Origin of the sequence: Micromonospora arida (assembly GCF_042873195.1) — a bacterium.
GTDB classification, from domain to species: domain Bacteria; phylum Actinomycetota; class Actinomycetes; order Mycobacteriales; family Micromonosporaceae; genus Micromonospora; species Micromonospora arida.
In genome coordinates this window covers 257,934-272,780 of sequence record NZ_JBIALC010000007.1, presented here as the reverse complement: position 1 = coordinate 272,780, position 14,847 = coordinate 257,934, and the positions used below count along the sequence as shown (strand labels likewise).

Annotated in this window: 18 protein-coding genes; 7 read left to right on the top strand and 11 right to left on the bottom strand. The window is 71.7% G+C overall.

The features are described 5' to 3' along the window. Positions 1 to 133: 133 nt before the first annotated feature. From ACFYP0_RS22110 to ACFYP0_RS22100, 3 genes are all read right to left on the bottom strand, one after another. Positions 134 to 1,159 carry an aspartate-semialdehyde dehydrogenase gene (locus ACFYP0_RS22110; RefSeq protein WP_124853312.1) on the bottom strand — a complete coding sequence of 342 codons (1,026 nt, stop codon included), beginning with the start codon at positions 1,157 to 1,159 and terminating at the stop codon, positions 134 to 136. A gap of 159 nt (positions 1,160 to 1,318) precedes the next feature. Next, positions 1,319 to 2,656 (bottom strand): M16 family metallopeptidase, encoded by a 1,338-nt coding sequence (locus tag ACFYP0_RS22105; protein ID WP_386997413.1) that lies wholly within the window; start codon positions 2,654 to 2,656, stop codon positions 1,319 to 1,321. Beyond that, complete coding sequence (locus ACFYP0_RS22100; RefSeq protein WP_124858674.1) at positions 2,653 to 3,942, bottom strand: M16 family metallopeptidase; 1,290 nt, start codon at positions 3,940 to 3,942, stop codon at positions 2,653 to 2,655. The genes ACFYP0_RS22105 and ACFYP0_RS22100 overlap by 4 nt, the downstream gene beginning before the upstream one ends. Positions 3,943 to 4,045: 103 nt before the next feature. Between ACFYP0_RS22100 and ACFYP0_RS22095 the strand changes: the two genes are divergently transcribed. Continuing rightward, a complete protein-coding gene (locus ACFYP0_RS22095; protein WP_386997411.1) occupies positions 4,046 to 4,795 on the top strand; it encodes a phosphodiesterase in 750 nt (249 codons plus the stop codon). On the opposite strand, the gene ACFYP0_RS22090 is transcribed toward ACFYP0_RS22095, so the two are convergent. Continuing rightward, positions 4,762 to 4,980 carry a hypothetical protein gene (locus tag ACFYP0_RS22090; RefSeq protein WP_091405628.1) on the bottom strand — a complete coding sequence of 73 codons (219 nt, stop codon included), beginning with the start codon at positions 4,978 to 4,980 and terminating at the stop codon, positions 4,762 to 4,764. The genes ACFYP0_RS22095 and ACFYP0_RS22090 overlap by 34 nt on opposite strands. Before the next feature lie 273 nt (positions 4,981 to 5,253). Between ACFYP0_RS22090 and ACFYP0_RS22085 the strand changes: the two genes are divergently transcribed. The 3 genes from ACFYP0_RS22085 (at position 5,254) to ACFYP0_RS22075 (ending at position 7,264) form a co-directional block, all read left to right on the top strand. Continuing rightward, the gene (locus ACFYP0_RS22085; protein WP_112676020.1) at positions 5,254 to 6,348 is read left to right on the top strand and encodes a 3-deoxy-7-phosphoheptulonate synthase; all 1,095 of its coding nucleotides are present in this window, start codon (positions 5,254 to 5,256) and stop codon (positions 6,346 to 6,348) included. A gap of 447 nt (positions 6,349 to 6,795) precedes the next feature. Next, complete coding sequence (locus tag ACFYP0_RS22080; protein WP_386997473.1) at positions 6,796 to 7,029, top strand: hypothetical protein; 234 nt, start codon at positions 6,796 to 6,798, stop codon at positions 7,027 to 7,029. 40 nt (positions 7,030 to 7,069) lie between these two features. Beyond that, the gene (locus ACFYP0_RS22075) at positions 7,070 to 7,264 is read left to right on the top strand and encodes a hypothetical protein (RefSeq protein WP_124858678.1); all 195 of its coding nucleotides are present in this window, start codon (positions 7,070 to 7,072) and stop codon (positions 7,262 to 7,264) included. A gap of 56 nt (positions 7,265 to 7,320) precedes the next feature. Here ACFYP0_RS22075 and ACFYP0_RS22070 read toward each other — a convergent pair whose 3' ends face one another. The 3 genes from ACFYP0_RS22070 to ACFYP0_RS22060 are packed head-to-tail and all read right to left on the bottom strand — an operon-like array spanning position 7,321 to position 8,590. Continuing rightward, a complete protein-coding gene (locus tag ACFYP0_RS22070; protein WP_124858679.1) occupies positions 7,321 to 7,863 on the bottom strand; it encodes a DUF1360 domain-containing protein in 543 nt (180 codons plus the stop codon). A gap of 53 nt (positions 7,864 to 7,916) precedes the next feature. Next, complete coding sequence (locus tag ACFYP0_RS22065; RefSeq protein WP_124858680.1) at positions 7,917 to 8,255, bottom strand: SRPBCC family protein; 339 nt, start codon at positions 8,253 to 8,255, stop codon at positions 7,917 to 7,919. After that, positions 8,255 to 8,590, bottom strand: coding sequence for a DUF6158 family protein (locus tag ACFYP0_RS22060; protein WP_124858681.1), 336 nt, complete (start codon positions 8,588 to 8,590; stop codon positions 8,255 to 8,257). Before ACFYP0_RS22060 ends, ACFYP0_RS22065 begins: the two co-directional genes overlap by 1 nt. Before the next feature lie 134 nt (positions 8,591 to 8,724). Here ACFYP0_RS22060 and ACFYP0_RS22055 point away from each other — a divergent pair, with 134 nt between their 5' ends. Continuing rightward, positions 8,725 to 9,147: a hypothetical protein gene (locus ACFYP0_RS22055; protein ID WP_208741238.1), complete on the top strand. Its 423-nt coding sequence runs from the start codon at positions 8,725 to 8,727 to the stop codon at positions 9,145 to 9,147. A 25-nt stretch (positions 9,148 to 9,172) separates the two neighbouring features. Further along, a complete protein-coding gene (locus tag ACFYP0_RS22050) occupies positions 9,173 to 9,502 on the top strand; it encodes a DUF3817 domain-containing protein (protein WP_124858683.1) in 330 nt (109 codons plus the stop codon). Between the two features lie 51 nt (positions 9,503 to 9,553). On the opposite strand, the gene ACFYP0_RS22045 is transcribed toward ACFYP0_RS22050, so the two are convergent. Next, a complete protein-coding gene (locus ACFYP0_RS22045; RefSeq protein ID WP_124858684.1) occupies positions 9,554 to 10,075 on the bottom strand; it encodes a DUF6232 family protein in 522 nt (173 codons plus the stop codon). A gap of 501 nt (positions 10,076 to 10,576) precedes the next feature. On the opposite strand from ACFYP0_RS22045, the gene ACFYP0_RS22040 reads away from it, so the two are divergent. Then, on the top strand, positions 10,577 to 11,554 hold the full coding sequence (locus ACFYP0_RS22040) for a C40 family peptidase (RefSeq protein ID WP_124858685.1): 978 nt from the start codon (positions 10,577 to 10,579) through the stop codon (positions 11,552 to 11,554). Positions 11,555 to 11,626: 72 nt separating this feature from the next. On the opposite strand, the gene ACFYP0_RS22035 is transcribed toward ACFYP0_RS22040, so the two are convergent. From ACFYP0_RS22035 to ACFYP0_RS22025, 3 genes are all read right to left on the bottom strand, one after another. Further along, a complete protein-coding gene (locus ACFYP0_RS22035; RefSeq protein WP_124858686.1) occupies positions 11,627 to 12,616 on the bottom strand; it encodes a sigma-70 family RNA polymerase sigma factor in 990 nt (329 codons plus the stop codon). Positions 12,617 to 12,993: 377 nt separating this feature from the next. After that, positions 12,994 to 13,935, bottom strand: a complete 942-nt coding sequence (gene murQ, locus ACFYP0_RS22030) for an N-acetylmuramic acid 6-phosphate etherase (RefSeq protein ID WP_124858687.1) — start codon at positions 13,933 to 13,935, stop codon at positions 12,994 to 12,996. Then, on the bottom strand, positions 13,932 to 14,846 hold the full coding sequence (locus ACFYP0_RS22025; RefSeq protein ID WP_091405675.1) for a MurR/RpiR family transcriptional regulator: 915 nt from the start codon (positions 14,844 to 14,846) through the stop codon (positions 13,932 to 13,934). Before ACFYP0_RS22025 ends, murQ begins: the two co-directional genes overlap by 4 nt. Between the last annotated feature and the right edge of the window lies 1 nt (position 14,847).

Here is a 14,847-nt window from a genome sequence, read left to right as displayed (position 1 = left end):
GTCTCCGACCCATCCAAGCACGACCTGCCGGCCGCCGCGGCCGACCACCCGGAACGGCAGGGCGACCACCCGGAACGGCACCGAGCCCTCGCCGACGGACGGCGAGGGCTCGGTGAGAGTTCGACCGTGCCGGTCAGCGGCGCTCGGCGGCGACCAGCTCGGCGAGTTGCACCGCGTTCAGCGCGGCGCCCTTGCGCAGGTTGTCGTTGGAGCAGAACAGGGCCAGCCCGTACTCGACGGTCTCGTCGGCGCGGATCCGGCCCACGTAGGTCGGGTCCTGGCCGGCGGCCTGCAGCGGCGTCGGGACGTCGGTCAGTGCCACCCCGGGCGCGTCGGCCAGCAGTTCGTGGGCGCGCTGCGGGGTGATCGGTCGGGCGAACCGGGCGTTGATCTGGAGCGAGTGCCCGGTGAAGACCGGCACCCGGACACAGGTGCCGGAGACCTTCAGGTCGGGGATCTCCAGGATCTTGCGGCTCTCGTTGCGGAGCTTCTGCTCCTCGTCGGTCTCGAACGAGCCGTCGTCGACGATCGAACCGGCCAGCGGGAGGACGTTGAAGGCGATCGGCTGGGTGAACGAGCGCGGCGCGGGGAACTCCACGGCCGACCCGTCGAAGGCCAGCCCGGCGGCGTGCTCGGCCACCTTGCGGACCTGCTCGTCCAGCTCGGCGACGCCGGCCAGCCCGGCGCCGGAGACCGCCTGGTAGGTGGAGACGACCAGGCCCACCAGGCCAGCTTCGGCGTGCAGCGGACGCAGCACCGGCATCGCGGCCATGGTGGTGCAGTTGGGGTTGGCGATGATGCCCTTCGGGCGGTCCAGGGCGGCGTGCGGGTTGACCTCGGCGACCACCAGCGGCACCTGCGGGTCCATCCGGAACGCCGACGAGTTGTCGATCACCACGGCGCCGGCCTCGGCGACTCGTGGCGCCAACTCCCGGGCCGTGCCCTTACCGGCCGAGAAGAGCACGATGTCCAGCTCGGAGTAGTCCGCGGTCGCTGCGTCCTCGACGGTCACCTCACCGTCGCGCCACGGCAACGTACGCCCGGCGGACCGCGCCGAGGCGAACAACCGCACCTGCTCCGCCGGGAACTTCCGCTCCGTCAGCACCTGCCGCATCACGCCACCGACCTGGCCGGTGGCCCCCACAATGCCGATCCTCATGCCCGCGAGGCTACCGACCCCACCCCCGAAACCGGGACCCCTTTCCCACCCCCCGGGTCCCACCTCACATCCCGCCCTACAGCTGTCGATCAAGAGATTTGCGTCAGGAACCGTGCTCCGGATGACGCAAACCTCTTGATCAACGGCGTTGTCCGGGGGTTAGGGGAGGAGATCTCCTAGGGCGGTGGCCTCCAGGTCGTCGCGGATCACTGCGGCGTCGCCCTCGATGACCAGGGTGAGGGCTTCCGGGTGCAGGTGGGTGGCTGCCGCCGCGGAGACCTGGGCCACGTCGGCGGAGAGCAGCGACTCGCGCAACCGCGCGTGGTAGTCGTCCGGCAGGTCGTGCACCACCAGGGTGGTCAGCGCGGAGGCGATCGCCCGAGGGCTCTGCAACTCGACCGACAGCTGCCCGGCCCGCCAGGAGCGGGCCACCTCAAGCTCGTCCTCGGTCACCCCGGTCGCCTGGGTACGGGTGATCTCGCCCACCGCCTCGACCAGGGCCGGCGCGGTGACCGCCGTCTGCACGCCGGAACTGACCGCGAACCGACCGAACCGCCGCGACGCGGCGAAGTCGCCCCGGATGCCGTAGGTGTAGCCGTGCACCTCCCGCAGCAGGTGGTTGAGTCGGGAGGTGAACGCCCCGCCGAGCACCGTGCCGGCGAGCGTCATCGGCACGTGGTCGGGGTGCGCCCGGTGTGGCGACGGGTGCCCCAGCCGCAGCGTGGACTGCACCGAGCCGGGCCGGTCCACCAGGATGATCCGCCGACCGTTGTGCAGCGGCACCTCGATGGGACCGCGCCGCTCGGCGGGGCCACCACCGGTGCCGGCGAACGCCGCGGCGGCCAGCTGGTCCAGGTCGATCCGGTCCAGGTCACCGGCGACGATCAGGGTGCCGGGGCGCAGGAACCACTCCGAGTGGAAGACCGTCACGTCCTCCACGTCCAACCCGGCGACCGACTCCGGGTCGCCGTGCATCGGCCGTCCCCAGCGGTTCTGCGCGCCGAACAGGTCGGCGCGCAGCGCGGCGTCGGCCCGCGGGCCGGGGTTGGCCCAGTCCATCCGGAGCGCGGTCGCCTCGTCGTCGCGGACCCGGCGTACGTCGGCAGGGTCGAGCCTGGGCGTCCGGACCGCCTCGGCGAGCAGTTCCACGGCGGCGTTCAGCCGGTCCACCGGGATCACCACGCTGGCCTGGAACGAGTCCCAGTCCAGACCGGTCGACAAAGCGGTGCCGAGCCCTTCGACGGCGAGCGCGTACGCGGCGGCGTCCCGCTGCGCGGTCCCCTCCTCCAACGCCTTGGCCAGCACACCGGACAAGCCCTCCTTGCCGACCGGCTCCTGACCCGCGCCCACGTCGAGCAGCAGCAGGGCCACGGCGAGGTTCTGCCCCGGCAGGTGCGCGGCGACGACCTGACCACCGGCCGCGGCGCGGCGGACCACCGGCGGGAACCGGTACGGGCGGGCGGCACCCGGGCCGGGACGGTCGGCGATCAGCGTCATGAGGTCTCCTCGGGCAGGTAGGTCAGGGTCACCCGGTCGGTGGCGAGCACGTCGGCGGCGGCCTCGGCGATCTGCTCGGCGGTCACCGCGAGCAGGGCCGGCAACTGCTCGGCGATGCGGGCCGGGTCACCGAACTGCGTGGCGTACCGGCCGAGCAGGTCCGCACGGCCGTCGACGGTGGACAGCTGACGCCACCATCCGGTGCTGAGCAACGCCTTGGCCCGATCCAGTTCGGTGGCGGTGACCGGCACGGTGGCCAACTCGTCGACGACCTCGGCCAGCCCTTCGGCCAGCCGCTCGGCGCTCACTCCGGGGCGGGCGGTGGCGGTGGCGATCAGCGGTGCCGGGGCGTGGGCGAGGTCCACCCCGTACGCCCCGACCAGGTCCGGTTGCGCGATCCGCTCGCCGTCGGCGAGGCGCTGGTAGAGCCGGCTGCCCCGGCCGCTGCCCAGGATGGTGGCGAGCACGGTGATCACGTTGTATCCCGGGCTGCCGAACGGGTAGCTGCGGTGGGCGATGTAGACCCGTGGCGCGGGCACGTCGGCGCTCACCGACTCGACGGCCGTCTGCCCGGTGGCGGGGACGCTGCGGCCGTCCGGTGCCGGCGGGATGTCGTCGCGGGCGGGCAGCGCGCCGAAGTACTTGTCGGCGAGCGCGAACACGTCGGAGGCGGTGGCGTCGCCGACGACGGTGAGCACCGCGTTGTTCGGCGCGTAGTAGGTCTGGTGGAACGCCTGGAAGGTGGCCAGGTCGGCGGCGTTCAGGTCGGCCATCGAGCCGATCGTCGCGTGGTGGTAGGGGTGCCCCGGCGGGTAGAGCAGCGGCAGCAACCGCAGCCAGGCGTCGCCGTACGGCACGTTCTCGTAGCGCTGCCGGCGCTCGTTCTTCACCACGTCCCGCTGGTTGTCCAGCGTCTCCTGGGTGAGGGCGGGGACCAGGCCGCCCATCCGGTCGGCCTCCAACCAGAGCGCCAGCTCCAGGTGCTCGGCCGGGACCGTCTCGAAGTAGTTGGTCCGGTCCGGGTTGGTGGTGGCGTTGAGCGAGCCGCCGGAGCCCTGGATCAGCTTCATGTGCTCGGTCTTCGCCACGTTCACCGAGCCCTCGAACATCAGGTGCTCGAAGAGGTGGGCGAAACCGGTCTGCCCGGCCGGCTCGTGCCGGGAGCCGACGTCGTACCAGAGGTTGACGGCCACGGCGGGCGCGGTGCGATCCTCACTCACCACCACGCGCAGGCCGTTGTCCAGTCGGGACGTCTGAATGGGCCAGGGGTAACCGCTGTCGGGCATGCCCCCGACGCTATCCGATCTCGGGGGCGGAAAGGTGACGTGCGGTCGGTCGGCGAGCCGACCCGGGCGGCATCGGAGCCGCCGCGTGGGGTACCGGAGAGCAATGACCGTCACCCCGCCTCCGTCCCGGTCCGCCGGCCGGGCCGCCACCGCCGTCGTACGCGCCAGCACCGCACTCGGCCGGCTGCGCCGCGGCCGGCTGCTGCATCCGGCCGGTCGCTCGTTCGTCGGCGAGACGGTGATCTGGGGTACGCCCGGACCGCCCACCGGGGTCGCTCTGCTGGACCACCCCGGCCGGTACCGGACCACCATCCGGCTCTCCAAGGGGACGCCCACGCCCGGCAGTTGGCCCGACGTCCTGGGCCTCGCGCTGCGCCTGCACCGCGACGGCGGCCGGCCGTTCGACCTGCTGGTCAGCTCCAGCGGCGCAGCCCCGGTGCTGCGGAACCTGCCGCTGCCCCGACGCCGCTTCACCGGCACGTACAGCACGATCACGTACTACCGCGCGGGTCGGCGCCGCCTGTGGCTGGCCGCCCTGGCCGACCCCGACTCGGCCGACCTCGGTCGCAGCCTGGCCGCGGCGGCCGCCGCGACCCGGACGGACACGCCGCTCCTGGTGCTCGCGGTCGCGTCGGCGGTGGGGCCGTGGCGGCTGGTCGGGCAGGTCAGCCTCGATGCCCAGCTCAGCGCCGAGGAGGACGCGGCGCTCGCGTTCGACCCGGTGCGCAACCTGCCACCCGGACTGCGGGTGGCAGGTCCGCTCGCCTGGCTGCGCGACCAGACCTACCGGGGGTCGCGCAGGGCCCGCGGGGCGACCGCTCAGTCCGGCGGTTCGACCGCCACCACGGTCTGATCCGAGGTACGACGCTCCAGCACCGTGTCCGGTGCCGCGTTCTGGTCCGCCTCGCGGATGTCCGAATCGGCGAGGATGGCCTCGGCCTGCGCCTCCGGGTCGTCGCTGCCCACCGCCTCCTCCTCGGGCAGGAGGTGGTGCGCGCGGGACTCCACCCGCTCCTGATCGCTCTGCTCGTGTGTCATGGCACCCCTGTTACCCCGACCGCACCCCCGGCACGCGATCTTCGCCCCGCATCTTGGGACGACAGGACGGGTGACCGCGTCCGGTCGGGTACGCTGGCCCGGTGACGCGTTCCTATCGATGGTTTAGGCAGCCGGCTCGCACGCCGGTGACTTCACCATGAACTGACGTCACCACGGACCGAGCCGGCTGGGCAGGAGCTGTCGTTCCTGCCCTTTTGCGTACGAGCAGCCGGCTCGTCCCGGGCACCGGCCCCGGGCACGGTCGGCGGAAGGATGCCCACCGTGACGACCCCGGAGACCGATCGGGTCAGCGATCAGCGGATCGACCGTGTCGTGCCGCTGACCACGCCCGCCCTGCTGCACCACGAGTTGCCCCTGGACGCCCCGCTCGCGTCGGCCGTGTTGACCGGCCGCCGCGCGGTCGGTCGCGTGCTGGACCGCGAGGACGACCGCCTGCTGGTGGTGGTCGGTCCCTGCTCGGTGCACGACCCGGCCGCCGCCCTGGACTACGCGCAGCGTCTTCGGACGGCAGCCGACCGGCTCGCCGACGACCTGCTGATCGTCATGCGGGTCTACTTCGAGAAGCCGCGCTCCACCGTCGGTTGGAAGGGCCTGATCAACGACCCCGGCCTGGACGGCAGCGGGGACGTCAACACCGGTCTGCGGCTGGCCCGGGCGCTGTTGCTCGACGTGCTCCGCCTCGGCCTGCCGGTGGGTTGTGAGTTCCTCGACCCGATCACCCCGCAGTACATCGCGGACACGGTGGCCTGGGGCGCGATCGGTGCCCGCACCGTGGAGAGCCAGGTGCACCGTCAGCTCGCCTCCGGCCTGTCCATGCCGATCGGCATGAAGAACCGGCCGGACGGCAGCATCGGCACGGCCGTGGACGCGATCCGCGCCGCCGGGGTGCCGCACGTCTTCCCCGGCATCGACTTCTCCGGCACTCCGGCGATCATGCACACCCGGGGCAACACCGACGGGCACCTGGTGTTGCGCGGTGGGGGCGGCCGGCCCAACTACGACGCCCAGTCGGTCGCCGGGGCGCTCGACCTGCTCCGCGCCGCCGACCTGCCGGAACGGCTGGTGATCGACGCCAGCCACGCCAACAGCGGCAAGGACCACCGCAACCAGCCGCTGGTCGCCGCGGACGTGGCCGCCCAGCTGGCCGCCGGCCAGCGTGGGATCACCGGCGTGATGCTGGAGTCGTTCCTGCTGCCCGGCCGGCAGGAGCTCGACCCGACCCGGGAGCTGGAGTACGGCCGGTCGGTCACCGACGCCTGCCTGGGCTGGGACGACACCGCCGAGGTGCTCGACCACCTCGCCTCCGCGGTGCGGGCCCGTCGGGCCACCCTGCCGACGACGGTGTGACCGCCGACACCACGACCCGCGGAACACGAGCGGGGGTCGGCTCGTTGACAGGGGTGTCGGTGTGTCCAGTGTCCCCGGGCCTCACCTATATAGCCTTCGCGGAATACCGTCCGGCTGGAGCCGCGTAGTGCCACTCGCCGAGAGGCGACCTGCACACCGACACCAGCGCCGCCCCCGGCCCACAAGGCCGGGGGCGGCGCTGTCTGTATTGGGCGAGCCCCGGCGGACCCGGCCCGGCCGAGGAGGGCCGAGCAACATCACCCTCGCCCCTCCTCGCCCCCGCTACCTCTTTGCCTTCCTTTGCTCTGCACCCGTCCGTGCACCACCTACCGAGCGTGACTGTCGCCTGGGCGGGTGCAGAGCAAAGGAAGGTTCGCGGGGCCATCGACCGAGAGCGCAGGCCGCCACCGGTCCGGGGTGACGTTTGACCGATTCCGCCCCGGGTAGCTGATCGACGTGACCGACGACGCATCCGTGGCCGACGAGCCGGACACGCAGGCCCTCGACGACCTGCTCGACGAGATCTTCCGGGCGCAGGAGCGGGTCACCCAGGCGGAGATCTATCGCCGGGCGGTGGCCGCCGAGCTTCCACCGGACCTGCTCGCCCGCATCGACGCGCTTCCCGAGGGTGAGTACGCGGTGGACGAGGCCAGCGACCTGCTGGGCGGTTCCATCGGCTGAGCGCCTGCCATCGAGTCAGCGACCGCAGAAGGGACACGACATGACGCACCACGAGGACCACGACGAGACGGTGCCGGCGCTGGGTCAGCCCCCGAAGGGCAGGGACACCACGCCCGAGCCGGACTTCGCCAACGAGCACGACCGCACGGCGGTGGATCGGGACATCATCACCGGGGCGGACGAGGACGAACGGGAGCCGGAGTCGCCGCACGGTTGGTCCGGCATGCAGCGCTGAGACGTACGCAGAAGGGGGGCCGGCATGCGCCGGCCCCCCTTCTCGTGTCCTGTTCGTCAGTCGTCGTCCTGGTGCCCACCCTCGGCGGCCTGCTGCGCCGTCGCGTACGCCATCTGGAGGAAGTCGGACGCGGCGACCGCCGTCAGCGCGGTGGCCACCAGGCGGGTGAGCCGGGGCGCGAGCACCAGGCCACCGGTCAGCCCGGTGGCCACCCAGACCGCCAGGCAGAACGGGCAGCTCAGCAGCTCGCCGATGGCGTGCCGGGTGGGGCTGCCCGAGTCGCGGACCTGCTCCATCACCTCGCCGCTGCCGATCGGACGGTCGTAGCGGGTGAACGGCGCCCGCAACGGGCTGGTCACCGCGTCCTTGGACAGCAACCGACTCAGCTTGTGCGTGGCGATGGAGAGCAGCACCACGTCGGACGGCGCGGGACGCTCCGGCACCGGTCGGCCGGTCGCCTTGACCAGGCCGGCGAGAGCTCCGGTCACCCCGGCGTAGGCGCCCATCGCCACCAGGTAGCCGCCGAGCGGCCGGTGCTCGTGCGGCGCGTACGCCCGGCGCAGCCGGGCCGCCTTCTGCCGCAGGCCAGTGTCGCTCACCCGATCTCCTCACGTGTCGTGGTGGTACGGGAACGGCGTCCCGCGCGGCCGGCTCAGCCGGCCTGGAGGTTGTCGGCGACCTCGCGTACCAGGTTGGTGAGCGCTTCGTCGGCCAATTGGTCCAGACTGGGCCCGCCGGACCCGTCGGCCAGGTCGAGCTGGATCCGGGCGCCACCGGAATCAGCCGGCTCCACCCGGATCTCGGCGGACCAGTCGTCGGTGTCGCCGTCGCCCCAGCGGGCGCGCAGCTCCTCGCCACTGATCTCCGCAGCGGGGCTGCCGTCGCCGCGCAGCGGCTCCGGCAGCCAGGCCGAGGCACGGTCGGGGTCGGTGGCCGTGTTGAAGACCACCTCGGGTGGCGCGGACATGCCGCGCACGGCGCGGGCCGCCATCAGGCGTCCCGCAGGCGGCTGGGATCGACCTCACGACCCGGGTGTCGGGCCAGGTACTCGGTCTCCAGCTCCGCCGTGCGCCGGAGATGGTTCGCGAGTGCGGAGTCCGCCGCGTGCCGCAGAGTGTCCAGGCGGGTTCGGTGCAGGCTGTGCATCTCGCGGATCAGGTCCTCGTCGGTCAGCTCCGTCGGGTCGATGCCGAGGTCGCCGTCGAGGCCGGAAGCGCCAGCCGGGTCGGCGAGCTGATCGCCGCCCCACTCGGGCACCCGCTGCTCCGGGCTCATATCCGCACTGCCGCTGGACGCAAAGTCGTCCTCACGTACCGATCCGGTCATGACCGCCCCCCTTGATCTCGTTTGGGCTGGCGTCTAGACGATTGCCCAGGCGTGGTGATGCCAAACCAAGCCCGCGAGGCGACGACTACGACACGGTGTCGGAGACCGGCAGCGCCCCCGGTACCCTCAATGACATGAGGCGGCTCTGGACCCCGGCGTGGATCGCACGCCACGTGGCCATGGTCGTGCTGGTCGTGAGCTTCCTCGGGCTGGGCTGGTGGCAGATCAGCCGGGCCGCGGCCGGCAACAGCCTGAGCTGGGGGTACGCGGTCGAGTGGCCGATCTTCGCCGGCTTCGTGGTCTACGTCTGGTGGCGTGAGGTGAAGCTGGCCCGCCGCAAGGCGGCGGAGGCCGACGCGCCGCCGGCGGATCCGGCCGTCGAGCCCGCGCCAACGGTCGCCGCCGGGTCCCGACCGGCGGTACGCCGCCCGGTGCGGGTGTCCCGGGTGCCGGCCACCGGCGATGTCGTCGAGGACACCGACCTGGCCGCCTACAACCACTACCTGTCATGGTTGAACGCCAATCCGGGCGCCCGGCCCGGTGACTATCCCGGCTGAGCCGGGCTCGGAAGGACGGACGAAGGTGGGCGCTGCCCTTACCCGGTACCGCGTGATCGCCTGGATCGTGGGCGTGGTGCTGATCCTGCTGGTCGTGATCGGCATGCCACTGAAGTACGCGTTCGACAACCCCGTCGTGGTGGAGACAGTGGGTCAGGCGCACGGCTTCCTCTACATGGTCTACCTGGCGGCCGCGTTCGACCTCAGCCGCCGGGCCGACTGGCCGCTGAAGCGGATGATCCTGGTCATGCTGGCCGGCACGGTGCCGTTCGTCTCGTTCTACGCCGAGCGCCGGGTCAGCGCCTGGGTGGCCGCGCCGCAGCAGGAACGGGCTCCGGAGCCGGTCGCCCGCTGAGCTTGCTGAGCGGCCGGTGGGCCGACGCGGCTCCGGCCCGCCGCCGTCGGGTCAACGGTTGGGCCGCCACGGGTCCGCTTCCGCGAGCGGGTCGACCCAACCGCCGTAGCGGTTGACCTCCCGGGCCCGCAGCAGCGACCGGGTGACCTGGCCGAACTGCCGTTCGTCGTCGGCACTGAACAGCAGCACCTCCGAGCCTTGGTACCACCCCCACAGTTCGTGCGGCGGTGGGCGCCAGCGATCGCCGACCAGGGCGAGAGCGGCCGGGAGCAGGAGCACCGCGCCGAGGATCAGGTACGCCTCGGCGGTGAGGCGTTGCAGACCGCCGGTGAAGCCGAGGAGCACCCCCACACCGCCGAGCATGCTGGCGGTGATGACCACGGCCCGGACGGCGATCCGGTCGTGCGGACCCCGGGTGGTACGCAGATGGGTCAGGTCGGCGACCCGGTAGCTGTTCCGACCGACGGTGAACCGGTCGACGGTCACGATGATGCCGGGCCTCGCGTACAGCAGGGTCGACCGGGCGCCCGGCACCGTTCGCGGCGGTCGCGTCTTTGCGCCTTCACGATTCACGGTTCCTCCCGAAGGGGACGGTTGGCCGAGTGGGCCCGCTGGCGACAGTCATCGCTGGCTGTCGACGGGATTCCCGGCTCCGGACTTCATTGTGTTGCGGCCCCGCCAGTCGACCTGGGCATTTACCGGGTCCCGACAGCTCGTCACGCCTGGGTGACATCGCCGAGAAACAGCATCCATTTCAGGTTTTATCGGTTATGGCGGCCAGGGCTCCGGCGGCATACGCCCGGAACGACGAAAGTCGTATATCCGTCATTAGCTCGCGAAAGGGGCATTGTTTCCTCGTTCTGAGGCGTCATCAGCCACGATGACGCCACCCAACCCACCGGCCCGACCGGCAACTCCCCCAACTTTCACCCCTGCTTCAACTGCGAGCGACAACCGTCCCGGGTTAGGTTGGGCGAGCCGGTCCGGCCCAGTGCCGTCCGCCCGGATGGCCCCGGCCGGTGTCGTCGAGGGCGTCAGCAGCCCCGGCGGCCGTGGGAGAGGGGCCTTCCGCTCTTGTCATCCCTGAGAAATCTGCTGCGCACCGTGGCGCTGGTCGGCATGTCGGCCGCGCTGATCGCCCCGACGGCGGTGGCCCAGGCCGAGCCGTCCCCCGCCGACCTGACCCGCCGGATCGAGACGTCCTCGGCCGAGTTGGAGCGGGTCGTCGAGTCGTACAACAAGCTGCGTGAGGAGATCAAGGCAAACGAGGCCGCCGTGGCCCGATTACAGACCCGCATCAGCCCGCTCGAACAGCAGGTCGAGCAGAGCCGGGCCGACGTGGCGGAGCTCGCCTCCACCGCGTACAAGAGTGGCGGCCTGCGCACCGCGGACGCCCTGCTGCGCCCGGGCGGCTCGGCCGCGCTGCTGGACCGGCTCGGCACGATCGAGCAGTTGACCCGCCAGCGGCAGGAGCGCATCTCCGGCTTCACGGCCGACCAGCAGCGGCTGCTCGACGAGAAGGCCCGCCTGGGCGCGACGTTGACCCGGCAGGCCGCGCAGGCTCGTCAGCTCGCCGCGGGTAAGAAGCAGATCGAGCAGGACCTGGCCAAGCTGTACGAGCTGCGCCGGCAGGCGTACGGGGCCGCCACCGAGCGACCCGAGCCCAAGGCGGCGACGACCGAGGCCAAGAACGTGCCCGCCGTGTCCGGTGCTGCCGGCACCGCGGTGCGTTACGCGTTCGGCGCGATCGGCAAGCCGTACATCTGGGCGGCCGACGGGCCGAACGGCTACGACTGTTCCGGCCTGACCTCGGCGGCCTGGCGGGCGGCCGGGAAGTCCCTTCCGCACAACACCCGGATGCAGTGGAGCGCGGTGGCCCACATCGGGCGGGGCGAACTACGCCCCGGTGACCTGGTGTTCTACAGCGGGCTCGGGCACGTCGCCCTCTACGTGGGCGACGGTCAGGTGATCGACGCGCCCAGCGCCGGTCGCAACGTGCTCAAGCGTGGCATGAACATGATGTCCATCCAGGGTTACGGCCGGGTCCGCTAACCACGACCGCAAACGGCGAACGGCCGGCGTCCCCCTATCGGACGCCGGCCGTTCGCCGTCATTACTACCAGGTCAGGCTGCTTGCAGCCCCTCCGCACGAGCCAGCTCGCGGAGCCGGCCGAGGGCCTGGATCTCCAGCTGCCGGATCCGCTCGCGGGACAGCGAGAACCGGGACGCCACCTCGGTGAGCGAGTGCTCCCGGCCGTCCTCCAGCCCGTAGCGGGCCCGCATGATGCCGGCGGACCGGTCGTCGAGGTGGTTGAGCAGCCCCTCGATGCGCTGCCGCTCCAGGCCGCTGAGGACGATGTCCTCCGGCGACGGCGCGTCACTGTCGGCGACCAGGTCACCGAGGTTCGTGTCGCCGTCGTCGCCCACCGGGGTGTCCAGTGAGACGGTGTCCTGCGACCAACGGCGCAGCTCGTTCACCCGCTCGACGGTGACGCCGAGGGCGTTGGCGATCTGCTCCGGCTCCGGGTCGCTGCCCAGCTCACGGGTCAACTGCCGGGCCACGTTGCGCATCCGGTTGACGTCCTCCACCAGGTGCACCGGTAGACGGACGGTGCGCTCCTGCTGGGCGATCGCCCGGCTGATCGCCTGCCGGATCCACCAGGTGGCGTAGGTGGAGAACTTGTAGCCGCGCTCGTAGTCGAACTTCTCGACCGCCCGGACGAGGCCGGTGTTGCCCTCCTGGATCAGGTCCAGCATGGGCATCCCCGAACGCACGTACCGTCGGGCGATCGACACGACCAGTCGGAGGTTGGCGCGGATGAATAGGTCCTTCGCCCGCTCCCCCTCGACGACCAGCCATTCCAGGTCGGCCCGGTCGACACCGGCGGGAAGGGCTTCCTCACCGAGCAGGTGCTCGGCGTAGAGGCCGGCCTCGATCGCCTTGGAGAGATCGACCTCCTTGGCGGCGTCCAGCAGTGGCGTCCGGGAGATCTCGTGCAGGTAGACGCCGACCAGGTCGCGCTCCTCGGCAACCTCGTCGGTTCGCATGCCGATGTTCTTGTCCACGTTGCCCACGGTCCCCTCGCTCGCGCCGGTTGCCCGGTTCCTTGCCATTCCCCACACCTGTCAGCCCCTGGTAACTTCTGCTGTGCCGATCGGTGCTGACACCTACACAACAGATGAGACGTGTCGGGGATTCCTCGTCGTGAGTCGAAAGTGTCACGAATGCCTGAGTAGTAGCTGAGAGCACGGTCCATGTTTGCTGTCAGCACCCCATCGGGTGGCTCGCCACTGGGCACCACGTACGGGTTACCGCACCATGGCAACACCGCCCGCCGTGGGGGCACAGCGACCCGGGTCACCACCGCGATGCGATCCTGGTCACTGCCAGATACGCACCGGTGGACCGGTCGGTTCATTCACGGGGGTGTTATTACCCCCCGGCCAGATGAACAATCCGAGGGACGGTTCGCTTCCCGGCGCGGGCGGCGCTATGAGGCGAGCAGGGCGAGGGCGCCGCGCACCTGGTCGGCCGAGCGGGCCAGCGCGGCCCGGGCGGCGGCGATCTCGGCGCCCGAGACGAGGGCGACGAGCGCCGTCTTCAGGTCCCCGTCGGCCTCGGTGAGGGCCTGCCGGGAGAGCTCCTCCGAGCAACCGGTGGCCTCGACCAGAATCGAGATCATTCGTCCGCGGAGTTTCGCGTTGGTGGCCACCATATCGATCATGAGGTTCGAGTAGACCCGCCCCAGGCGCACCATGACGGCGGTCGAGAACGTGTTGAGCACCAACTTCTGCGCTGTGCCCGCCTTCATCCGGGTCGACCCGGTGACCACCTCGGGTCCGGTGTCCACCCCGATGAACACGTCGACCGACCGGGCGGCCTCCGCCTCCGGATTGGCGCAGAGCAGCACGGTCGAAGCGCCCTTGGTACGGGCCGAGGCAAGCGCCCCGAGGACGTACGGGGTGCGTCCGCTGGCCGCCAGACCAACCACCAGGTCGCCGGCCCGTACACAACTGGCCGCTTCGACCGCGCCGCCCCGGTCGTCGTCCTCGGCGTCCTCGACGGCCCGCCACATGGCGTCCGGGCCTCCCGCGAGGTGCGCGCAGAACCAGTGTCGGGGCGAGTTGAAGGTGGGGGCCAGTTCGGCCGCGTCGAGCACGCCCAGTCGGCCGGAGGTGCCAGCCCCGAAGTAGTGCACCCGGTGACCGCCGCGAAGCGCCGCGACCGCCAGGTCGACGGTGGTGGCGATCTCGTCGAGCACCGCGGCGACCGCAGCGGGCACCCGCCGGTCCGCCTCGTTGATCACGGTGAGCACGTCCCGGGTCGACATCAGGTCGAGGTCGACGCTGAGCGGGTTACGCCGTTCGGTGGGGGCACCCACCCGGACCGTGGGGCGAGCGGGCCGTGCGGGCATCTCCGCACCGGCCGTCATGCCCGCCTCCGGTTGGCACCCACCCGGTGCGACTGAACCGCCTCGGCGGTCGCCTCCAGGGCCTTGCGGGCCCGGGCCCGGTTGCGGGCGGCCACCCCGACGAAGAGACAGTCGACCACGGTGAGCTGGGCCAGTCGGCTGGCCGTCGCGCCGGAGCGGTAGGTGGTCTCCCGGGCCGCCGTGGTCAGCACGAAGTCCGCCACGTCGGTGATCGGCGAGCGCGGGAAGTTGGTCAGCGCCACTGTCGCGGCACCACGGGTACGAGCCTGCTCCAGCACCTCGATCACGTCGGAGGTGGTGCCGGTGTGCGAGATGCCGATCGCCACGTCCCCCCGGCCCAGGAGGGCTGCAGAGGTCAGCGCGGTGTGCACGTCGGGGAAGTAGAAGGCGATCCGGCCGATGCGGTGCAGCTTCTGCTGGAAGTCCGAGGCGACGAACCCGCTGGCGCCGGCGCCGTAGATGTCGATCCGACCGGCACCGCTGATCGCCTCGACCACCTGCTCGCAGACGGCGGGGTCGAGTTGCTCGGCGGTCTCCTCGACGGCGCGGGCGTCGTTGAACGCGATGGTGGCGATGATCTGGGCGAGGTCGGCGCCGGGCGGGATGTCACCGCCGACCACTCGGGCGTCCGGTGGCTCGATCCGGCGGGCGGCCTCGGCGGCGAGGCGGATGCGCAGTTGGGGGTAACCGTCCATGCCCACCGAACGGCAGAACCGGATGACGGTCGCCTCGGATGTCTCGGCTGCGGTGGCGAGGTCGGTGATCGTCCGACGGGCGGCGGCCGCCGGGTCGGAGACCACCAACCGGGCGACCCGCTGCTCGGCGGGCGACAGCGACGGCAACAGCCCGCTGATGTGGACGATCAGCCCACCGGGCTCGTGACTCGCAGAAATCTTCGCACTCTTCGCCACG